The sequence below is a fragment of the Pseudomonas sp. TWRC1-2 genome, assembly GCF_049896685.1.
In the GTDB taxonomy this organism is placed as follows: domain Bacteria; phylum Pseudomonadota; class Gammaproteobacteria; order Pseudomonadales; family Pseudomonadaceae; genus Aquipseudomonas.
Map to the genome: position 1 here is coordinate 482,781 of NZ_JAFCUU010000002.1, position 17,077 is coordinate 499,857.

Below are 17,077 nucleotides of genomic sequence, written 5' to 3' on the forward strand. Positions count from 1 at the left end.
CTCAATTGATCGGCGGATTGCCTGTCAGGCAATTTGCGCCTTCGACGCCACTTCATCAAACGTCGCCGGCTCCAGCGCATCCGACTGGTCATCGAGCACCTGACGCGGGTGGTCATTGCCGGGGATAGAGCTGTCAATCAGCGCCAGCAGTTGCGCGCCGCGCGCGGTCAGGATGAAGTTCTCACCGTTTCCGCCCTCTTCTTCTGGCCGTGACTCAATAAACCCGCGCTTGAACAGCAGCGCCTCATAATCTGCGGCGGTCTTTTTCAGCGTGTCCAGGTTACCGGTGGCTTCACCCGCCGTGGCCTTCTCGGCAGCTTCCTGCTCGGCATACTTGCGCGGGGCAAAGCTGCCTTCTCCGTTCTGCACTTCATGCAGCAGACGTTCGATCAAATCCCAATTGTAAGTCGTCATCCTGATTCCTCCTGCAGGCCGGTAGGAAAGTAGCCCGTCTACAGGTGTGACATGCCCCGTCACTGGCCGTTCAGCTGGATAGACCGCCGTCATTTCTCTGAACTTTCCAGACGTTCGCCACCTCAACTGAACACACTGCCAAGGAGGTCCGACCATGAAAACCCTGATGAACCTGGCCATCGCCGCCACGCTGCTGACTGCCCTGCCCGCTTGGGCCTGTACGCCTGAAGAAGCCACGGCAAAACGTGAGCAACTGGCGCAGGAGGTGACCAGGCTCACCCAACAGAACCCCGCCAAAGCCAAGGAAATGAATGCAGAGCTGCAGAAAATGGATATGGACACGACCTCTGCCGACCTGCCAGACAAATGCCAATTGATCGATCAGCGCCTTAAAGACCTGGATAAAGCAGCCGCCGAGACAAAAAACTGAAGACCAAAAAAAACCGGACATCGTCCGGTTTTTTTATATCGGTGCAGCCTTATTCGGCAGCCGGCGCTTCTGGCTTGCGGCGCTTGAGCGGCGCCATGCCGTCCTTGCTGACGAGCGACAGGTTGTCGGTCTTCGGCCGGTTGGCAATTTTGCGCTTGGTCGGCGACTTGGCACCGGCTTTCTTCTTGTCGCCCTTGGCGTCGACTTTTTTCTTCTTCACGCCAACCGCCTTGCCCGACGCCTTGACCTTCTTCGGCCCGGTGTAGGTGCCTTTGACTTCCTTGATAGTGCGGCGCTCGAACGACTGCTTGAGGTAGCGCTCGATGCTCGACATCAGGTTCCAGTCGCCATGGCAGATCAGCGAGATTGCCAGGCCATCATTGCCGGCACGCCCGGTACGACCGATACGGTGCACGTATTCGTCGCCGCTGCGCGGCATGTCGAAGTTGATGACCATGTCCAGGCCGTCCACGTCCAGACCGCGCGCGGCCACGTCAGTGGCCACCAGGATCTTCACGCCGCCAGCCTTCAGGCGGTCGATGGCCAGCTTGCGGTCCTTCTGGTCTTTCTCACCGTGCAGCACAAACGCTTTGTAATCCTGTGCCACCAGGCGACCGTAGATACGGTCCGCCGCAGCCCGGGTGTTGGTGAACACGATGGCCTTCTGATAGGTCTCGTTGGCCAACAGCCAGTTGAGGATCTGTTCTTTGTGCACGTTGTGGTCGGCGGTAACGATCTGCTGACGCGTGGTGGCGTTCAGGTCGCTGACGTTGTTGACCTGCAAGTGCTCAGGGTTGTTCAGGACCTTGGCGACCATGTCACGCAGGGTCGAGCCGCCAGTGGTGGCGGAGAACAGCATGGTCTGCTGGCGATTGACGCATTCGGCCACCAGGCGCTGCACGTCATCGGCAAAGCCCATGTCGAGCATGCGGTCGGCTTCGTCGAGCACCAGCACTTCGACTTCCTTGAGGTCGAGGTTGCCGGCGTTGAGTTGCTCGATCATACGGCCTGGGGTGCCGATCAGAATGTCCGGGACCTTGCGCAGCATGGCGGCCTGAACCTTGAAGTCTTCGCCACCGGTGATCAGGCCGGATTTGATGAAGGTGAACTGCGAAAAGCGCTCGACTTCTTTCAAGGTCTGCTGGGCCAGCTCGCGGGTCGGCAGCAGGATCAGGGTTTTGATGCTGACGCGGACTTTGGCCGGACCAATCAAGCGGTGCAGAATCGGCAGGACGAAAGCGGCGGTTTTGCCACTCCCGGTTTGAGCCGTCACCCGCAGGTCACGCCCTTGGAGCGCGAGCGGGATGGCCGCTGCTTGCACAGGCGTAGGCTCGACAAATTTAAGCTCGGCCACGGCTTTGAGCAGGCGTTCGTGCAGGGCGAATTGGGAAAACACGGATGCTACCTCGAAGAAATACAAAATATCAGCTGCATAGGGTAACGGTTTCGGGCGTCCAAACCGAGTTTCTTTACGCGAACGGGGCTAATCAGCTGCTTTTTTGTCAGCTCATTTGTCTACAACGTCAACTTTGTCGCACTTAAATGCTCTAATCGGCCCGTGTTGTCTTACAGAAGAATCGGTTTCACCCATGGATATCAAACAGTTCTGGCTCAACGTCCAAGACCTTTGGGGCGCCCTCGATCAACACCCGCTGCTGCATGCGAGCCTGGGTTTGCTGGTGTTGCTGGTAGTCGCCCTGCTGCTCGGCCGGGTCGCGCGCTACCTCATCCTCCACGCCGTCAAATTGCTCGGCCGGCAACCGGCGCTGCACTGGCTTAATGATCTGCGGCACAACAAAGTCTTCCACCGCCTGGCACAGATGACGCCATCCCTGGTGATTCAGTTCGGCCTGTATCTGGTGCCGGACCTGAGCAAAACCGCCACGCTGTTTATCGGCAATGTCGCCCTGGCATTCACCATCCTGTTCATGACGCTGGCCGTGAGCGCCCTGCTCAATGCGCTGCTGGATATCTACGCACGTACCGAACATGCCCGCACTCGCTCAATCAAGGGCTATGTGCAATTGGCGAAAATGGTGCTGTTCGTGTTCGCCGCAATCATTATCGTCGCCACGTTGATCGACCGTTCGCCGCTGTTGCTGCTGTCGGGGTTGGGTGCGATGTCGGCGGTGATTCTGTTGGTGTACAAGGACACGCTGCTCTCGTTCGTCGCCAGTGTGCAATTGACCAGCAACGACATGCTGCGGGTCGGCGACTGGATCGAGATGCCTCAGGTCGGCGCCGACGGTGACGTGGTGGACATCACACTGCACACGGTCAAGGTGCAGAACTACGCGTGAACTCCGGTCATTTGACGTTACCCCGGAGCTGGACTTCAATGGACAGACACCTCTTCTGTAAGAGCCTGCCATGCCAGCCCAGAATCCTCAGGAACTCCAAACGCCCCCCCGCTACCGCAAGGTATCCCTCAAGAACGTGAGGCTTTGGGAGCCCTGTAAGCCCGAAGAGGCTTTTGACTGGATTGCTGCTTCCGATGCTGATGAAAGCCAGACCGATCCCTATCCCACCAGGCCAATCCATCTCTCCGACGAGTACGCCCCTCACCTATACGTAATCCTGCGCCCCGATGGCGCGTTGTGGCAGGAAGGGAGCCTCTATCTATTCGAGTCAATTACAGAACAGGGCATGAGCGAATCCTCTGCAGCGAACGCTGCGGGTGACCTTGCTGACTTCATGAACAAGATGGATGACAGCGGCTTGGACTTTCTGAACTTTGACGGCCCCCAATCCCTTCGCCCCACATACCGATACAGGGCGACACTCAAAAGCGAAATCATGAGCGGTGCTCGTAGCAAAGGTTATTGCAACCGTAAGATCTACAGTGTTCAAGGACTGTATCGATGGCTTACCACCACCCGAAACTTCAAGCCGAAGCAGCCGATGTGGGTAAGTACGACTCGGCAGATCCCATACACTGACAGGCATGGAAATACCCACATAAAGGAAGTTATCTCAACTGACTTGACCTTCAAAAAAAGCAAGTCCATACCGGTAGGCAAATACATTATTGACGGTGGAAAGCTCTGCCCAATATCTCGTGAAAACCAAGATCGCGTTATGCAGGCACTGTTTGAATTGGGAAACCCAGAAATGCTATTAGTGCACATTGTCGGGCTGACAACCGGAATGCGCGTGCAGACCAACCTTACACTACGACACGACTCCATCACGCAAGGGGTGGGGGATGAGGACGACCCCGAAAAGTATGCTTTGTACGGAATTAACGTAGCCTTCGAAGATAGCCCGGTGGAGGCAAAGAACAGCAAGGAGCAAGTGGTCATGATGCCCGCATGGGTTCACCACATGCTGCACATTTATATAAATTCCGACAGACACAAACAACGCGCGGCCAAGTCCCCAATCACGGAAGATTCTCAGCAGTACATTTTCCTGACTCGCACAGGAAAACCGTATTACGTGGCGAAGGCAGACGAGCACTTATTCGACTTCAGCACCGAAAAAGGCTCAGCCCTACGCCACTTCTGCAAGAAGGTCATAGATGTAGTGAAGCGAGATAACAAAAGATTCAACTACCAGCTTCATGATCTAAGGGCCACTTTTGGCATGAACCTTATCGAAGATAACAGCGACGACATGGAGAACGGAAAGATGAACCAACTCGAACTTTTAGACACTTTGAAAAATAGATTAAACCAAGAGGATATAAACGTGACGATGCGCTACCTCAAATACTACCAGGATCACCCGCGCCTGGCCCAAGCACAATCAGGCTTTGAAATTCATCTCGAAAGCCTCGTCCGAACGGAAATGACGAAGAATGAAAAGCGCCGAGCAAACCGTCCACCTCCTCAACCTGGAGACACTGACGAATGACCAATACCAAACTGTCATCTCCACTTGCGCGATTGAGCGTCTTGTAATTCGCTGCACCAGTGACCGAAAAATCAGTATCGGTTCACTCTGCTATGGCGCCCGTGACGCCGACAGCCGGAAGATCCCAAAGCCGGTAGATGAGTCATCTCTCTGCCCTGCGCGTGCACGCGCTATTCGTGCATGGTGCGCAGAAACGGGAAACCGACATATCGGCAGTGGGTATACCTTTTATACCAACGCGACCGAGTTTGTAAGTTTCAGCGACTGGTGTGATGCCAATCAACACTGCGGCTTCCTAGCCAACGCAGAAGCGTACAAAACTGCCTTGGATGAGTTCTCTATTAACTTGCAATGGCAAGTTCAGAGTCCTGAAGGTATCGGCACCTTCACTGCCAATCGCCTACAGAGTCAGGCGATCAAAAGTGCCTATATTATTTTCCCAGGCTCTCCTCTTAATTTCCTCACTGACCTGCCTATCATCTCTCACAGCAGCCTCAATAAGGAGACAACTGAAACACCCTCAATGGAGGAGATGACTGCCCACCTCACTCGCTATCGCTATTTATTTGACGGCCTGACAGACTTCGTGCTTAAAGGCCTGGCATTTCCGTGCCGTATTCCCTACATGGACACCGAAGCAACTTTGCTTCCAGCAGAATATGCGATTACCACTCCGGCAGTACATCAGACGGCGAAAGTCGGGAATCATAAATTTTGGAATTACCGCGACGGAAAGGTCAATTCCCTGGAAGAATGCAAGGCCAGGTCATCACAGACAGAACGTCACTTAATCAGGCAGAGGCACGAAGCGTTACGCGAGCTGAAAGATGCGAACTTCAACCTCCGCCACCGAAAGCGGATTTGGTTAGCCGCATTGGCCCAAGATGCATTCATCTCTCATTTTGTAGCCAATACCGGGATGAATGAAGCCCCAATGCGCAAGCTCGTGTGGTCAAATGACTACACAGTAGAAAACAGTGAAAATGCCGGTTTTGTCGTTATCAAGCAGCGCGCTGGCGGCATGGAGCAGTATTTTGAGATCCAGAAGCCATTCCTCAAGGACTTCAAGAAATTCTTGAAACTTCGCGAGTACCTCACCAATGGCGTGCCACACCCCTACCTCTTCATAAACATCACCCAGGATGTGGCCAAACCAATCCCAATCAAATCCTCCTGCATACATTTTGCTAACAGTAAAATCAGGAGTTTTCTCGAACCGGAATTTTCTGGCCTGGGATATCAGAAGCTGCGTAAGTACAAGTCTGTTTACTTACTGAGTACCGGCCAGCCTGTAGAAGTAGTCTCGGCCCTCATGCAAACAAGCGGTAAAACTGTCCTAAAGCATTATGCTAGCGCAGAAGAAAAAAACGCCATCGACGAGATCACCGAGGTCATGACACTCGCGCGCACGATCTTCGAAAGCCACTACACCCTCCCTACGCCTGCATCAGGATGCGAAGGCGGGGAACCCGAGGAGGCCGTAGAGCCCCCGGAAGCCTACCAGCCAAATTGCCGAAACTTCGTGGGATGTATTTTTTGCAGCAAATTCCGCATGCATGCTGACGAGAACTCTATCCGGAAGGTGTTGAGTATGCGCTGGGTCACTTCAGAGTTCTTGAATGCCTGCACCGACGTACATCAGTTCCACACCGTTCATGGCAATGCGATTCTCCGCATCGATGCATTAATGGCCGAACTTATCCAATTCCGACCGGAGGCCAGATCGTTAATTGAACGAATAACACTGGAGATCACAGAAAACTTTCATCTTACCGATTACTGGGAACGACTCTACAGCCGACTCATCCGAACCAAGGTGATCCAATGAGCAAATCCACTAATGATACCCAACGCCATAGTATGCGCCACGCGAACGATCTCCACGCCCGTATTTACTACGGCATGGATTTTCGCCGACTTAGCGAGCAAACAGTTATTTCTAGCGATGAGACTGGTATTACCCTGCTCGGGGACGATGAGTGGAAATTGGCTGATTTTGCATTCCACGTGGGCGACAATCCATACTTCAGTTTCTTGCCGTTCTACACCCCTAACACGCACTCCCTCGCCAATACGTTGCTGTGTAAAAAACTCTTCATCATCAAGATGTTTGCTCCGAACAACAAAACAGGACTTCCCCTTCGCATCTCCACGATGCACAAAATGAGACAATTACTGGAGAAAGTGTGCCGTTATTGCGCAAATGCAAACATTACCGCTGAAAGTGTCTTTTCATCATTCGAAACATTCAAGGCTTTCCAGCAGTCCATACCCCAAACCTTGAATCGAGACCTTGTAGCATTAGTCCGAACGCTAAACCAGCTTGATAGCAGCCAGAGGGGCCTGACGCTGGATGGCAAAATATTTCCCTACATGCAGAAAATCGCACGCTCTTCGCGGAACGAGGGACAGCAGACCCCAATCATCCCTAGTCGAATCCTGCTGAAAAAGTACAATCAATATTCTACCTGCCTGGACGACTATATTCACAACCACTACAAGATCGAGATTTTCTTACGGCGGTCATTAGAAAATCCCTATTTTGCCAAAGAGGAAAACACCCATTACAGAGAGCTTAGCCGCCCAGGTACCGAAGCTCAAAAAATCGCGCACATGCGGAACCCGATCACATTCGAGGAGGCTATAACAGATTTAAATTTGGTTGACTTATGCCAGCGTTACAAATTGGTCAGCGCTCCTTCGCTTCTGAGCTTCCTTTCGCTAGCGGCACATTGCGCAAAGAACCTTATTCACCTTTTCACCCTGATGCGTGATCATGAAGTGACGGGGCTTGGCAAAGATTGCTTGGAACCGGTGGAAGGATGGAATAAAAAAGCGCTTTATGTAGTCGGAATCAGTACTAAGCAGCATAGCAAGGCCAAACCAACAAAGTGGATCACAACTGATGCCATTTTAAAGCCTATCGACGCACTTACCAAGATCAATTCTATTCTTGCCCCCTTCTCCAGCCACAAGGATTCACTCTTTCTGAGCACCTCCGTACACCCCATAAGCAATGGCAGAAAAGATGCCAAAGCCGGGCACTTCAAAAAGCGGAACTTGGAATACCGCCTGGATCCTACTCTCATAACAAACGAGGACATCCTTGAGCTGGAGACCATCGACCCGCTACGAAACTGGCGGGGCGACAAGAAATATCAGATTGGGAAACCGTGGCATGCTTCGAGCCATCAGTTCCGACGTTCAATGGCGGTATTTGCGGCTCAGAGTGGGTTGATCACACTGCCCTCGCTGAAGCGCCTCTTGACCCACCTCACCAGGGTCATGTCCCAGTACTACACCAAAGGTTGCTCGGCGAAAAACTACTACTTTGCGCTCATTAACCCGGAGCTCGCCCAGGAGCTCAGGAAGGCCAAGCAGGAAGCCGATGGGGCCATGTTCATTCGTGATGTCTACAAGTCCGCTGAGCGCCTATATGGCGCTCGGGGGCGACAACTCATGCAGGAACGTAATGATTCTGTCTGGCTGGATGAGACGAAGGAAGAAATGCAGCGCCAAGCGAAGCTCGGTCTCAGGGCTTACACGGAGGGCCCACTCGGAATTTGCACCTCCGCAGAACCCTGTGACAAGCGCGCTCACGGCAATTTCGAGACATGCCCTGGGTGCTCAGCATTAGTAGCTAAGGAATCGGTTATGAACGAGACCATCAACGTCATGAGGTTTGACCTTGAGCAACTTGATCCCGAAAGCATAGAGTACCGAGCAGAGCAGCAAAATTTGGCCGATTTTATCGAGATACGAGACCGGATTATCGCTAAGGGGTAAAGCTGCATTCTCGATCCGAGCGCGGTTATCGGTGAACTGACGGGCATCAGGTGCGACTCGCGTCCACATGCGGATCCCCCTGATGCCTGTCAACCAAGCTGTACTCGCAAGGGCATACATAACCACCATCATAAGCTTTAAAGGAGTCATCAATGCCGGAGAGTCCTGAAGAATCAATCACCCTGATGCCCTATTACGCAGCCCTCAATCGTCTCGTGGCAGGCAAGAGCGAGATTGTGCCAGCAGGCACAAAAATTACGCTTAACGCAGTGGCCATCGAGGCAGGCAGAAGCCCCGGCAGTATTAAGAAACAGCGGACGGTATATACGGCATTGATTCGAGAGATCAAGCAGCGTGCCAAGGAGCAGGAAGAGCAGAGCCTTCCTGGTGCGTTGAAGATACGTGAGGCCAAGGCCAAGGCCTCGAAAGCCAAAGCTGAAGCCGGATCTTTTGAGGACAAGTACAAAGCTGCCCTTGGCCGGGAGCTCATGCTGCTTCGTGCTTGGGAAAAGTCGGAACGACGGTTACGCCAGCTCGACAATGTAGTCCCCATGCACCCGCCGAGCCGCCCCTGACCTATTTACAATGGCTGGTAGAGAATACCTCGACCGGCCTACCCTATCCAATTTCTTCATCAGGGCGGCAGCTTAGAATGTGGTCAACCAGCTGCCCCGCAGCAAGCGCGATCTCATCTACATGATCATCGACGGGCTTGCCCCCTACAAAAGCAGACACCATCCCGACTCCGAAAGGGACATGCCTAGAATGTCGAAGTGCGAATCGGGATGCCCTTAAGTCCTCGCTGAAGCTGTTCACTTTTATCCAAATGGAGATGGAAACGTGGCTCGCCCTGCAATCCCTGCTGAAACTCGACGCGCCGTTCTGGTGGAAAGTGGCCACCGCTGCGCCATTCCACGGTGCAACCAGACCGAACTGGACTTGCATCACATCGTGCCGTGGGAAGAGTGCAAGGCGCATGAGTACTCCAACCTCATCGCGATGTGCCCCACCTGTCATCGTAGGGCCCACAAAGACGAAATCGATCGAAAATCGCTTCGGCTCTACAAAGAAAACCTGGCCAAAGAGTTTGGGCAGCACGACAACGGGATGTTTCAGGCAGATGTAATCGAAGTTCGTCGACGAATCGTGGAGGAAAATCACGGCGTGCCGGGCTTTTCATTTCAATTCGATTTTCCCGATTTTCCTTCCGTCGTGGAGAGGATCGTTTCCCGAAACATCGAGGCCTGGGGTTATGAACTTCTGGCGGGGCTTCAGGAGACCCAAGCCGAGAATGATCTGGATCCTGAAGCCGCCAGCCATTCGCTATCGCATCTCAAAAATCAGCTCACCGGGCATTATCACGTTGTACGCAGGGATGAGCGTGTCATCAGCATTCTCTACGCGATCGACTTCTATCACTCTGGCGCTGCACATGGTGGACGAAGCAGCACGTCAACCAACTATCTGGTCAGGCCTTTCAGGCCGATCACCTTGGACTACCTCCTTGATGATATCGATCACCTCCCTGCTTTCGCGGATTACATCAGGCAAAGGCTGTCAGAGACAGGTGAGTACGATGAAGATTGGTTGGCCAGGGGTACGCAGCCCACGGTGGAAAACTTTTCGTTGTTCAACATCGAGCGGTATGGGCTGACTTTCACTTTCCCGGAATACAGCATCGCCTGCTTTGCAGCCGGCGAGCAGAAGCTGTGGGTAGGCTTCGACAGCTTGGCAGCGTTCTTCGATCCCCAAGCGCTTGCAAGCATCCAGGCAGTCGAAAGGTACTGACTGATCGATGCGCTTTGGACACAAAAAAGCCGCCGATGGCGGCCTTCTGTTCCGCTAAACATTGCCCGCGTCACCAAAGACGTAAGCGTCCGGCGAACTCACCTTCCGAACTCCAGCTTTAAGAGCGATGGTTAGCAACGGACGGGGCCGTGACTACAGGGAGGTCGTTCAGTCCAAAGGCAACTTGCGAGATCTGTGCCTGTTCATGCTGCTTATGACGGGACAGCGAGCGAGCAGCATCCGAATGGTGAGATTTCGTGACATCTCAAAAATGGACTCGGGAGCATTGGTCACGCTTACGACCGCTAAAACGACCGACCGAGAGTGCGTTGCCTTCCTCCCTCACCGTTTTATGGACATGGTCACTGAGTACAAGCGCCAGGCAAATCTTTCCGAAGATGACCATTTGTTCCACTCCCGTGCGGGCGCTAGCATTCCCATGCATCAAAGCACACTGAACAGACTCGTCCTGGATTACCTGCATGCAGCGGTGCTCAACCCTGCCCTGCGATCGGTGTATATGTTTCGCAAATCTGTGGTTTTCAATCACAAGAAGTCGAGCCAGCTTCCTCACCCAGACGTTCCGAAGCAGATGGATCATCATTGGTACTCAGACCGCACTCTCCGCGAGAAATAATGAATACCAGTCAACCCGTGCTCTCTAGGCATCGGAGCATGGGTATGAGAGCGGTGAACCAAGATGGTGACGACACCGAGGGCGCGCACACCATCTTCAACACTCAACAGCTCAACCATGTCACGCAAAGGAGATCATGCCGTGGGGACGCTCACCAGTACGAGCTCCTCTTCCGGTTTACCCTGATCGTAATGGAGCTCTGGAATATCAGCCTCCTCAGGCACCATCATCATCAACATTGCCTTGGCCTGATCGAAAGCCATGGGAATCGAAAGCCCGAAGCCTATCGATGAGTAGAACTGAGACGAGAAGATTCGTGCTGCGTAATCACCGACCCCTCTGTTCATCCCTATCGCGGCGTCGATTTTGCCAACGAACCCCTTGGCCTGGTTGTAGGAAAAACAGGTATTAAAGAACACCAGCCTGACGCTCCGCGAGCTGACCGCAATCGCGTTGACCATGGCCTCCTTGGAGATAGCCCAGGGCCCGCCCTGATCGTCTTTGAGCACCAGCTCATCATTCGGCGTTCCATGGCCTGAGAAGTGCACGACGGTAGGCTTCAACTCATTAATGGCCTGCAGAATGTCCATGGCTTGCACCGCCCAGCGCGTCTGGAAGTTAACCGAGTCACGGTACTCCGAAGCCCTTATGCCCTGCTGAATGGAGCGTGCTTCCTCGTCCAGAGCCAATGGGCTGGAAGAACCGCTAACTGGATCTGATGCGAAGAACAGCACAGTGATCCGCTCGGGCAGAGCCTTCAGCATCTCAATTTGCTGAGCGGTCGCTGCATGCATGTGTTCATGTCTCACGAGCCCCGCGTTGAGGTGATTCATCTGACGCTCACGGACCTCTCCGGCACGCTTGTCAGCGACCTGCTGTTTCTTTAGATCATCGTCGCGCTTTTTCTGGGCTACATCCTGTTTCTTGCGAGCATCATCAACCTTCTTTTGGTTCCTGGCCTCTTCCTGAGCGACCTTGCCTTGGGCGCTGACAAGCCTCTTCTGCTCATCAGCGATCTTGCTTTCGATCCGAGCGATCTCAATCACAGCTTTGCCATGATCGTCGGCATGGCGCACGGCCTCGCGCTCCTTTGAGCTTCTGGTAGACGCGTTTGATGTGCGGGCGGCAGCCGAAGAGGCGTCCTGTTTCTTCTTTAACGCCACAGCGGCTTTTGCAGCCACTTTGCCCTTGTCGCTTTGTAGCCTGGCGATGGCTTGTTGATGCGAGATGACTTGCCTGCGATACGCTTCAATGCTCATTCATACTCCGGTGACATCTGTCTCGCCTATTGCCGACCAGTCCAGCCCACGACCGTGCCGGTAGAGTTACAATCCAAGGTACAAGCTCCTGACGCCAATCTCACCTGGAAACGGATCGCCGAATGGAAGAAACCATCAGCTACCTACAAAGCCGTTTTAAAGATGAGCAATCCCGATTCGACCATTTCGAAAACAAATGCGCAAAATTTCTGACTGCCGTCTCGATCGTGATCGCCGCATTGGGTGCATTGGCCAGCGTGAAAAATGGTGTGCTGTTTCAGCTGTCTTCCCCTATCACAGTGATGATCTTTTGCTCATTCGCTGCGGCTGCCTTCTGTATTGGGTGCTCATGGGCTCATGCCTTCAGCGCCCTGCGGATCAGCGACTGCCCTGCCCTCCCTTCGAGTCGAGGTACGGCTGAGTACCTGAAAAATGCCGATGCTGATAAGCAGCAGCTTCACATTTATAATTGCTACATCGATACCCTGGAAAAACTCAAAGCTGCGATCGACGAAAAATCCAAACCTTTAGACCTCGCATACTCTGAGCTCGTCTACGGTGCAGGTTTTATCGCCCTGCTTGCAGTGCTTATTACTCTTAGAGAACTTAGCGCATGACAGATTCGAAGAAGCCTCAGAACAACCAGAATCAAACCCCGCCCCCGCCTCCCACGACTGAGTATCAGCGAAGATCCGAAGAGCAGGTCGTCAACCGCACCACGCCACCAGGAAAGCGTTGATCACGCATGCCGGCCCAGACAAAGGCCGGCATCTCTAGACCGACATAGCCCTGGCCCTGGCCCTGGCCCTGGCCTGAGGATAGTGATGGCAGAAATGAACCCCCTCTACCGACAAAGACCCCAAAGCCGCTCATGAATCTTACCCATGCCACCCTGGTTTTGCTTCTGGCTGCAGAGATTCATGGCACAGATGAAGGCGTCAGGGCCGCAGCGAAGAACGTGGTCAAAAAACTGCCCCGCAGTCAGCGCGACCTGATCTACTTGGTCATCGACAGCAAGCAGCCACTCCAAATGGTCTGGCAGATTGCGCTGAATCTCGACGCCTGATCTTCAAGGCCCTTCTTGGCCACCTGGGAAAACTGATAAACACGTTAACTCTCAGCCTCCTGAGCAACCTTAGCCGTGCTCAATCAGGCGAACAATTGAGCTACTGAAACCGCCATACGCGCCTCCTCCGCAGGGGTAGTACCAACTCATCCGAGTTGAGTGGCGCCGAGACAGAGAAACTAAGTACGTTGGAGGGGCCGGGCAAAAACGCCCGAGCCAACCTCAGAAAATGGAGCAAAGACGTATGACCCCAGTAAAAGGTTTCGACCCTCGAATCACTACACCTGAAATGCAGAGTGCATATCGCTACATGAATCGACTGGGCGGCCTTGCGAGCACGATTCTCGGGCTTATGTGGGCATTGGCAAACGTCAAAGTCACGCCATTCGTGGCTGAGACTGCAGGTCTCTGCTGCTTTGCCTACATCATGTACATCAGTCGAGATTACCGTCGGCAATACGAGGAAATCGCCAGGGCCTTCACTGGGCTTAATTGGGTGCGACTTGTGATGAGCGCTTGGCCAATGCTGGCGGTAATCGTGATCGTATCGGGGCTGCTGTCGAAAGGGCTCAGCTGGCAGCAAATCGGCGAGTACAAAGAGCACCTACTTGCCATGGCAGCTTTTCCACTGCTCCCTTGGCTTAAACAGTGGTTGAAAGGTCAGTAAGCACGACACTGACTATTCTGCTACTCGTCTTTGATTTTCACACGCTTTGCGAGCGGCGCGTTAGATGCTGCTTGATCACCCATTGAAATGATCGAACATGCTCGTGTGAGGAGGCGGCGGATTTGGCACCATCAACCGGTCTATTTGGCACCACTAGAGAATCCGGGCGTTAGAGCGGATTTTCGGTGCCAAATAGACCGCATATTCGGGTGAAATGGTGGTTTACCGAGGAAACGTCCCCGAGCGCGTTATTTGGCACCCAATCAGGTATAACCACCTGATTGAAAACAGCTTATAGAAGATTACTGTCGTTTTCTTTTAGTGCCAAAGCCACCGTCAACTTACACACCTGCCGGGCTCACTCAGTGCCCATGGCCAAGGCCTCGACGAACAGGCTCATCAGATCCGGCGGGTAAACGCCCTCGTTACACCGGGCCAACTCTGCCTGCGACCACCACCTCACTTCGCTAATAGCGCTACGCTCCTGCCCACTCCATGCGGCAGAGCAGCATTGCTCGGTGTGTGTCCTGGCCACGTAATAGTTTTCGATCGCGAGCACATCCTCTCCATCAGGCATTTTCCACGGGAATTCCCGGTGCGCGATACATTTGCCAACGGAAGGAACATCCATCCCGGTTTCCTCCTTGAGTTCGCGCGCCGCAGCCGCTTCGAATGACTCATTTACCCTGAGCTGGCCACCGGGGGTGGCCCAGTAGCTCATCCCTGCCAACGCGCCGGTCTTGTACTGGATTTTGAAAAGCAGCAGCCGTTGACCCGGGCTGATCAACAGGATCCGTGAGGCTAAGCGGCGTCGCGGCATAACTCCTCCACAGATGGGCGCTAAGCAATGACACCCAAGACCTCACTGCCCTGCATCCGCCGTACCTCCACCACATAATCAACGATGTTAGGAACAGCATAATCGACAACCAACTCGACCACGGGTTTGACCGGCTTACCAGATCCCTTCGCAGGATAATCAGGAATTCTGCAGAAAATGTCTGTACCTCGACGATGCGGCATAGGCCACGTATTCCCCGAGTTCATATGGCACAGCCAGATAGCTTCGGCATAAGCCGGGATGAATGTCGCAGAGTCCAGCGTCAGCACATCGTGTTCCAGCTTGCGATAATCGCGAGCACCGAGCAGACGATGAAGCCTTGTTTCTTCAGCCCAAAAGAAGACCTTGTTGTTAATCAATTCATACCACTGCTGTGGCGTAGTCCCATCCTTGAGAGCATCCAACAAACGCACCTCGGGCATGGGCTTCTGGTCACGAAGCACGATACTGGCTGGGTCGCCGGCCATCACATCCATCTTTTGATTGCGGTGCTCACTCTCGAACTGCGAGCGATTACAACCCGTCACACCGAGGTGATCCAGGACTGCTGTTGTACTCATCAATCCGCGCATGCGAATGCTGTCCCACGCTCCTCGCTCGGCCATGTGATAAACCCGAGGGTAAAACTCGATTAGCTTGTCCAGATCCATCTGTTATCTCCTGTCAGAACGTGCAGTCCAGTTGCGTCGATCAATCAATGAACGCAGGTCGCTGGGATCCGGGTCTCGGGAAAATCGGGTGTTAATCAACGAGACGGGAGCTTGGGAAACACGCTCAAGCTCCTCCACAAACTTGATCGTGTCGGGATGGAGTTGCTCAAACCGACGAGCATTCCTGTTTGTTTCCTTGAGGTAGTCTGCAAAGGTCAGGACGATATCGGTGGGTGCGTTAAGCGCGCACGCTTTTCGAAATTGATCCCACTCGAACCAGCCAACCTTCCGGTTGCGGTTCGTAGTAGAGGTTTTCTCGGCTGCGTTTAAAGCATCGGCTTCAAGCTTCGCAAAATTTGCAATTTCATCGAACGTCGTCGGATGCTTGAGCCTCCCAGAGATGTGGCCTTCATCGCCATCCGGGTCACCAACACGGATGGGCATGGGCCGGATGACCATCAGGATTTTGCGAATCCTGCTGGGTGATATCCCGGCCTCGGCGAGACACCCAGCAACATTTGTGTCCCGGGAAGTCACGTAGGGATAGGCGCCATGGAAGATACTCAACCCACTTCCTTGAGTGCCCTCCAGCAGAATCGATTGGCCCTTGCGATAAGCCTCCTCCAAACGATCCGAAGTGCTGCCATGATAGCGCCCTGGAGTACCTACATAAGGCCGCAACTCATCAACATCCTTCGCCAACCTGATGGTAGTTTTGCCTCTGCTCAAGATCCTACGTGCAGCAGCTGCTCCACTCCCGCTTCCGGTCGACGCAATGGTAGAAACCAAATGCCCCTTCTCCGTTTCGATATCTTCATCCTCAATGATGGTTGCCTGAGGATCGATGAATAAGCGATCTGGGCCAATACCGCACTTCTCGATCTCACGCAACAGGCCAGGCAAATGAATGGTCATGCCAGGGCCGAGAAGCAGCCGCGCAGTCACATCACGAGATCCAGAAGGTAAATGATGATAGGTAAACGTCCCGGCGGCGCTCGCCACCGTATGCCCAGCATTAGGGCCACCAACGCGAACCATGACATCGTACTCACGAGCCAGGTAGGCAACGATATTACCTTTACCCTCGCTTCCGTACTGGCCACCAATTAACACATCCACACACCTTATCTCAGGTGGTGTGTACAGATGCAAACGGGCGGCGACCCGAACAAGCGTGTCGTTGGAGTCCGAACGTTCGGTATAGACACGAACGTCGGCGTCGTCTTTAAGCGCCTGGATTTCTGCCTGATCCCTGAGCTGATTGACTTGGTCATAGTCCAAGGGATTTTGTTCGTCACCTACCCGCTTTGCATAGCGCGCCTGAAGCGTTGGGTCACTGGCATACAGATGGACATGTACGAGATCGGCCCCGAAAGCCTGCCGAAACTGCAGTACCTGCGCGAGTGTGTTTAGGTGATCAACGACTAAGGGTTGGCCATCTTTTTCCTGCTCACACATTGCCTGAGTTTTCAGCAGCATCCATTGATCAAACTCGACATCATCCAGTTCGCGCCGCCGATCTAGAATAGCGGGCTGCTCCATGCGAAGGCGCCACTCTGGATCATCAATATATCGACGATCGCTGATCACAGTGAAGCCAAACTCCTTTGCCAACAGACTTGCCAATCCACTCTTGCCACTACAGGTCTTGCCGCTGATCACCACGATCTGCCGAGTTTCCATG

Annotated in this window: 15 protein-coding genes and 1 pseudogene; 10 read left to right on the forward strand and 6 right to left on the reverse strand. The window is 53.6% G+C overall.

What is annotated here, in order from left to right; all coding sequences use genetic code 11:
* Window positions 1–24 precede the first annotated feature (24 nt).
* Window positions 25–414: a transcriptional regulator gene (locus ACP7B3_RS06660; RefSeq protein ID WP_145158993.1), complete on the reverse strand. Its 390-nt coding sequence runs from the start codon at window positions 412–414 to the stop codon at window positions 25–27.
* Window positions 415–568: 154 nt separating this feature from the next.
* Here ACP7B3_RS06660 and ACP7B3_RS06665 point away from each other — a divergent pair, with 154 nt between their 5' ends.
* On the forward strand, window positions 569–844 hold the full coding sequence (locus tag ACP7B3_RS06665; RefSeq protein WP_262208326.1) for a hypothetical protein: 276 nt from the start codon (window positions 569–571) through the stop codon (window positions 842–844).
* Window positions 845–893: 49 nt separating this feature from the next.
* Here ACP7B3_RS06665 and ACP7B3_RS06670 read toward each other — a convergent pair whose 3' ends face one another.
* On the reverse strand, window positions 894–2,240 hold the full coding sequence (locus tag ACP7B3_RS06670; RefSeq protein ID WP_106576386.1) for a DEAD/DEAH box helicase: 1,347 nt from the start codon (window positions 2,238–2,240) through the stop codon (window positions 894–896).
* 193 nt (window positions 2,241–2,433) lie between these two features.
* Between ACP7B3_RS06670 and ACP7B3_RS06675 the strand changes: the two are divergent.
* From ACP7B3_RS06675 to ACP7B3_RS06700, 6 genes and pseudogenes are all read left to right on the forward strand, one after another.
* Window positions 2,434–3,138, forward strand: a pseudogene (locus tag ACP7B3_RS06675) (mechanosensitive ion channel domain-containing protein); the annotation flags it as partial.
* A gap of 76 nt (window positions 3,139–3,214) precedes the next feature.
* The gene (locus ACP7B3_RS06680; protein WP_426178461.1) at window positions 3,215–4,699 is read left to right on the forward strand and encodes a site-specific integrase; all 1,485 of its coding nucleotides are present in this window, start codon (window positions 3,215–3,217) and stop codon (window positions 4,697–4,699) included.
* Window positions 4,644–6,527: a hypothetical protein gene (locus ACP7B3_RS06685; protein ID WP_426178462.1), complete on the forward strand. Its 1,884-nt coding sequence runs from the start codon at window positions 4,644–4,646 to the stop codon at window positions 6,525–6,527. The genes ACP7B3_RS06680 and ACP7B3_RS06685 overlap by 56 nt, the downstream gene beginning before the upstream one ends.
* Window positions 6,524–8,485, forward strand: coding sequence for an integrase (locus ACP7B3_RS06690; RefSeq protein WP_426178463.1), 1,962 nt, complete (start codon window positions 6,524–6,526; stop codon window positions 8,483–8,485). Before ACP7B3_RS06685 ends, ACP7B3_RS06690 begins: the two co-directional genes overlap by 4 nt.
* A 152-nt stretch (window positions 8,486–8,637) precedes the next feature.
* On the forward strand, window positions 8,638–9,060 hold the full coding sequence (locus ACP7B3_RS06695) for a hypothetical protein (protein WP_426178464.1): 423 nt from the start codon (window positions 8,638–8,640) through the stop codon (window positions 9,058–9,060).
* Between the two features lie 265 nt (window positions 9,061–9,325).
* The gene (locus ACP7B3_RS06700) at window positions 9,326–10,273 is read left to right on the forward strand and encodes an HNH endonuclease (RefSeq protein ID WP_426178465.1); all 948 of its coding nucleotides are present in this window, start codon (window positions 9,326–9,328) and stop codon (window positions 10,271–10,273) included.
* A gap of 771 nt (window positions 10,274–11,044) precedes the next feature.
* Here the strand turns inward: ACP7B3_RS06700 and ACP7B3_RS06705 are convergent.
* Window positions 11,045–12,169: a hypothetical protein gene (locus ACP7B3_RS06705; RefSeq protein ID WP_426178466.1), complete on the reverse strand. Its 1,125-nt coding sequence runs from the start codon at window positions 12,167–12,169 to the stop codon at window positions 11,045–11,047.
* A 122-nt stretch (window positions 12,170–12,291) separates the two neighbouring features.
* Between ACP7B3_RS06705 and ACP7B3_RS06710 the strand changes: the two genes are divergently transcribed.
* From ACP7B3_RS06710 to ACP7B3_RS06720, 3 genes are all read left to right on the forward strand, one after another.
* Complete coding sequence (locus ACP7B3_RS06710; RefSeq protein ID WP_426178467.1) at window positions 12,292–12,786, forward strand: hypothetical protein; 495 nt, start codon at window positions 12,292–12,294, stop codon at window positions 12,784–12,786.
* Window positions 12,787–13,040: 254 nt separating this feature from the next.
* A complete protein-coding gene (locus ACP7B3_RS06715) occupies window positions 13,041–13,235 on the forward strand; it encodes a hypothetical protein (RefSeq protein ID WP_426178468.1) in 195 nt (64 codons plus the stop codon).
* A gap of 244 nt (window positions 13,236–13,479) precedes the next feature.
* Window positions 13,480–13,902 carry a hypothetical protein gene (locus ACP7B3_RS06720; RefSeq protein ID WP_426178469.1) on the forward strand — a complete coding sequence of 141 codons (423 nt, stop codon included), beginning with the start codon at window positions 13,480–13,482 and terminating at the stop codon, window positions 13,900–13,902.
* Between the two features lie 358 nt (window positions 13,903–14,260).
* Here the strand turns inward: ACP7B3_RS06720 and ACP7B3_RS06725 are convergent, their stop codons facing one another.
* The 3 genes from ACP7B3_RS06725 to ACP7B3_RS06735 are packed head-to-tail and all read right to left on the reverse strand — an operon-like array spanning window position 14,261 to window position 17,076.
* Window positions 14,261–14,722, reverse strand: a complete 462-nt coding sequence (locus ACP7B3_RS06725; RefSeq protein ID WP_426178470.1) for an NUDIX hydrolase — start codon at window positions 14,720–14,722, stop codon at window positions 14,261–14,263.
* A 20-nt stretch (window positions 14,723–14,742) separates the two neighbouring features.
* Complete coding sequence (locus ACP7B3_RS06730) at window positions 14,743–15,393, reverse strand: DUF7002 family protein (protein WP_426178471.1); 651 nt, start codon at window positions 15,391–15,393, stop codon at window positions 14,743–14,745.
* A gap of 3 nt (window positions 15,394–15,396) precedes the next feature.
* Complete coding sequence (locus ACP7B3_RS06735) at window positions 15,397–17,076, reverse strand: adenylosuccinate synthetase (RefSeq protein ID WP_426178472.1); 1,680 nt, start codon at window positions 17,074–17,076, stop codon at window positions 15,397–15,399.
* Window position 17,077 lies beyond the last annotated feature (1 nt).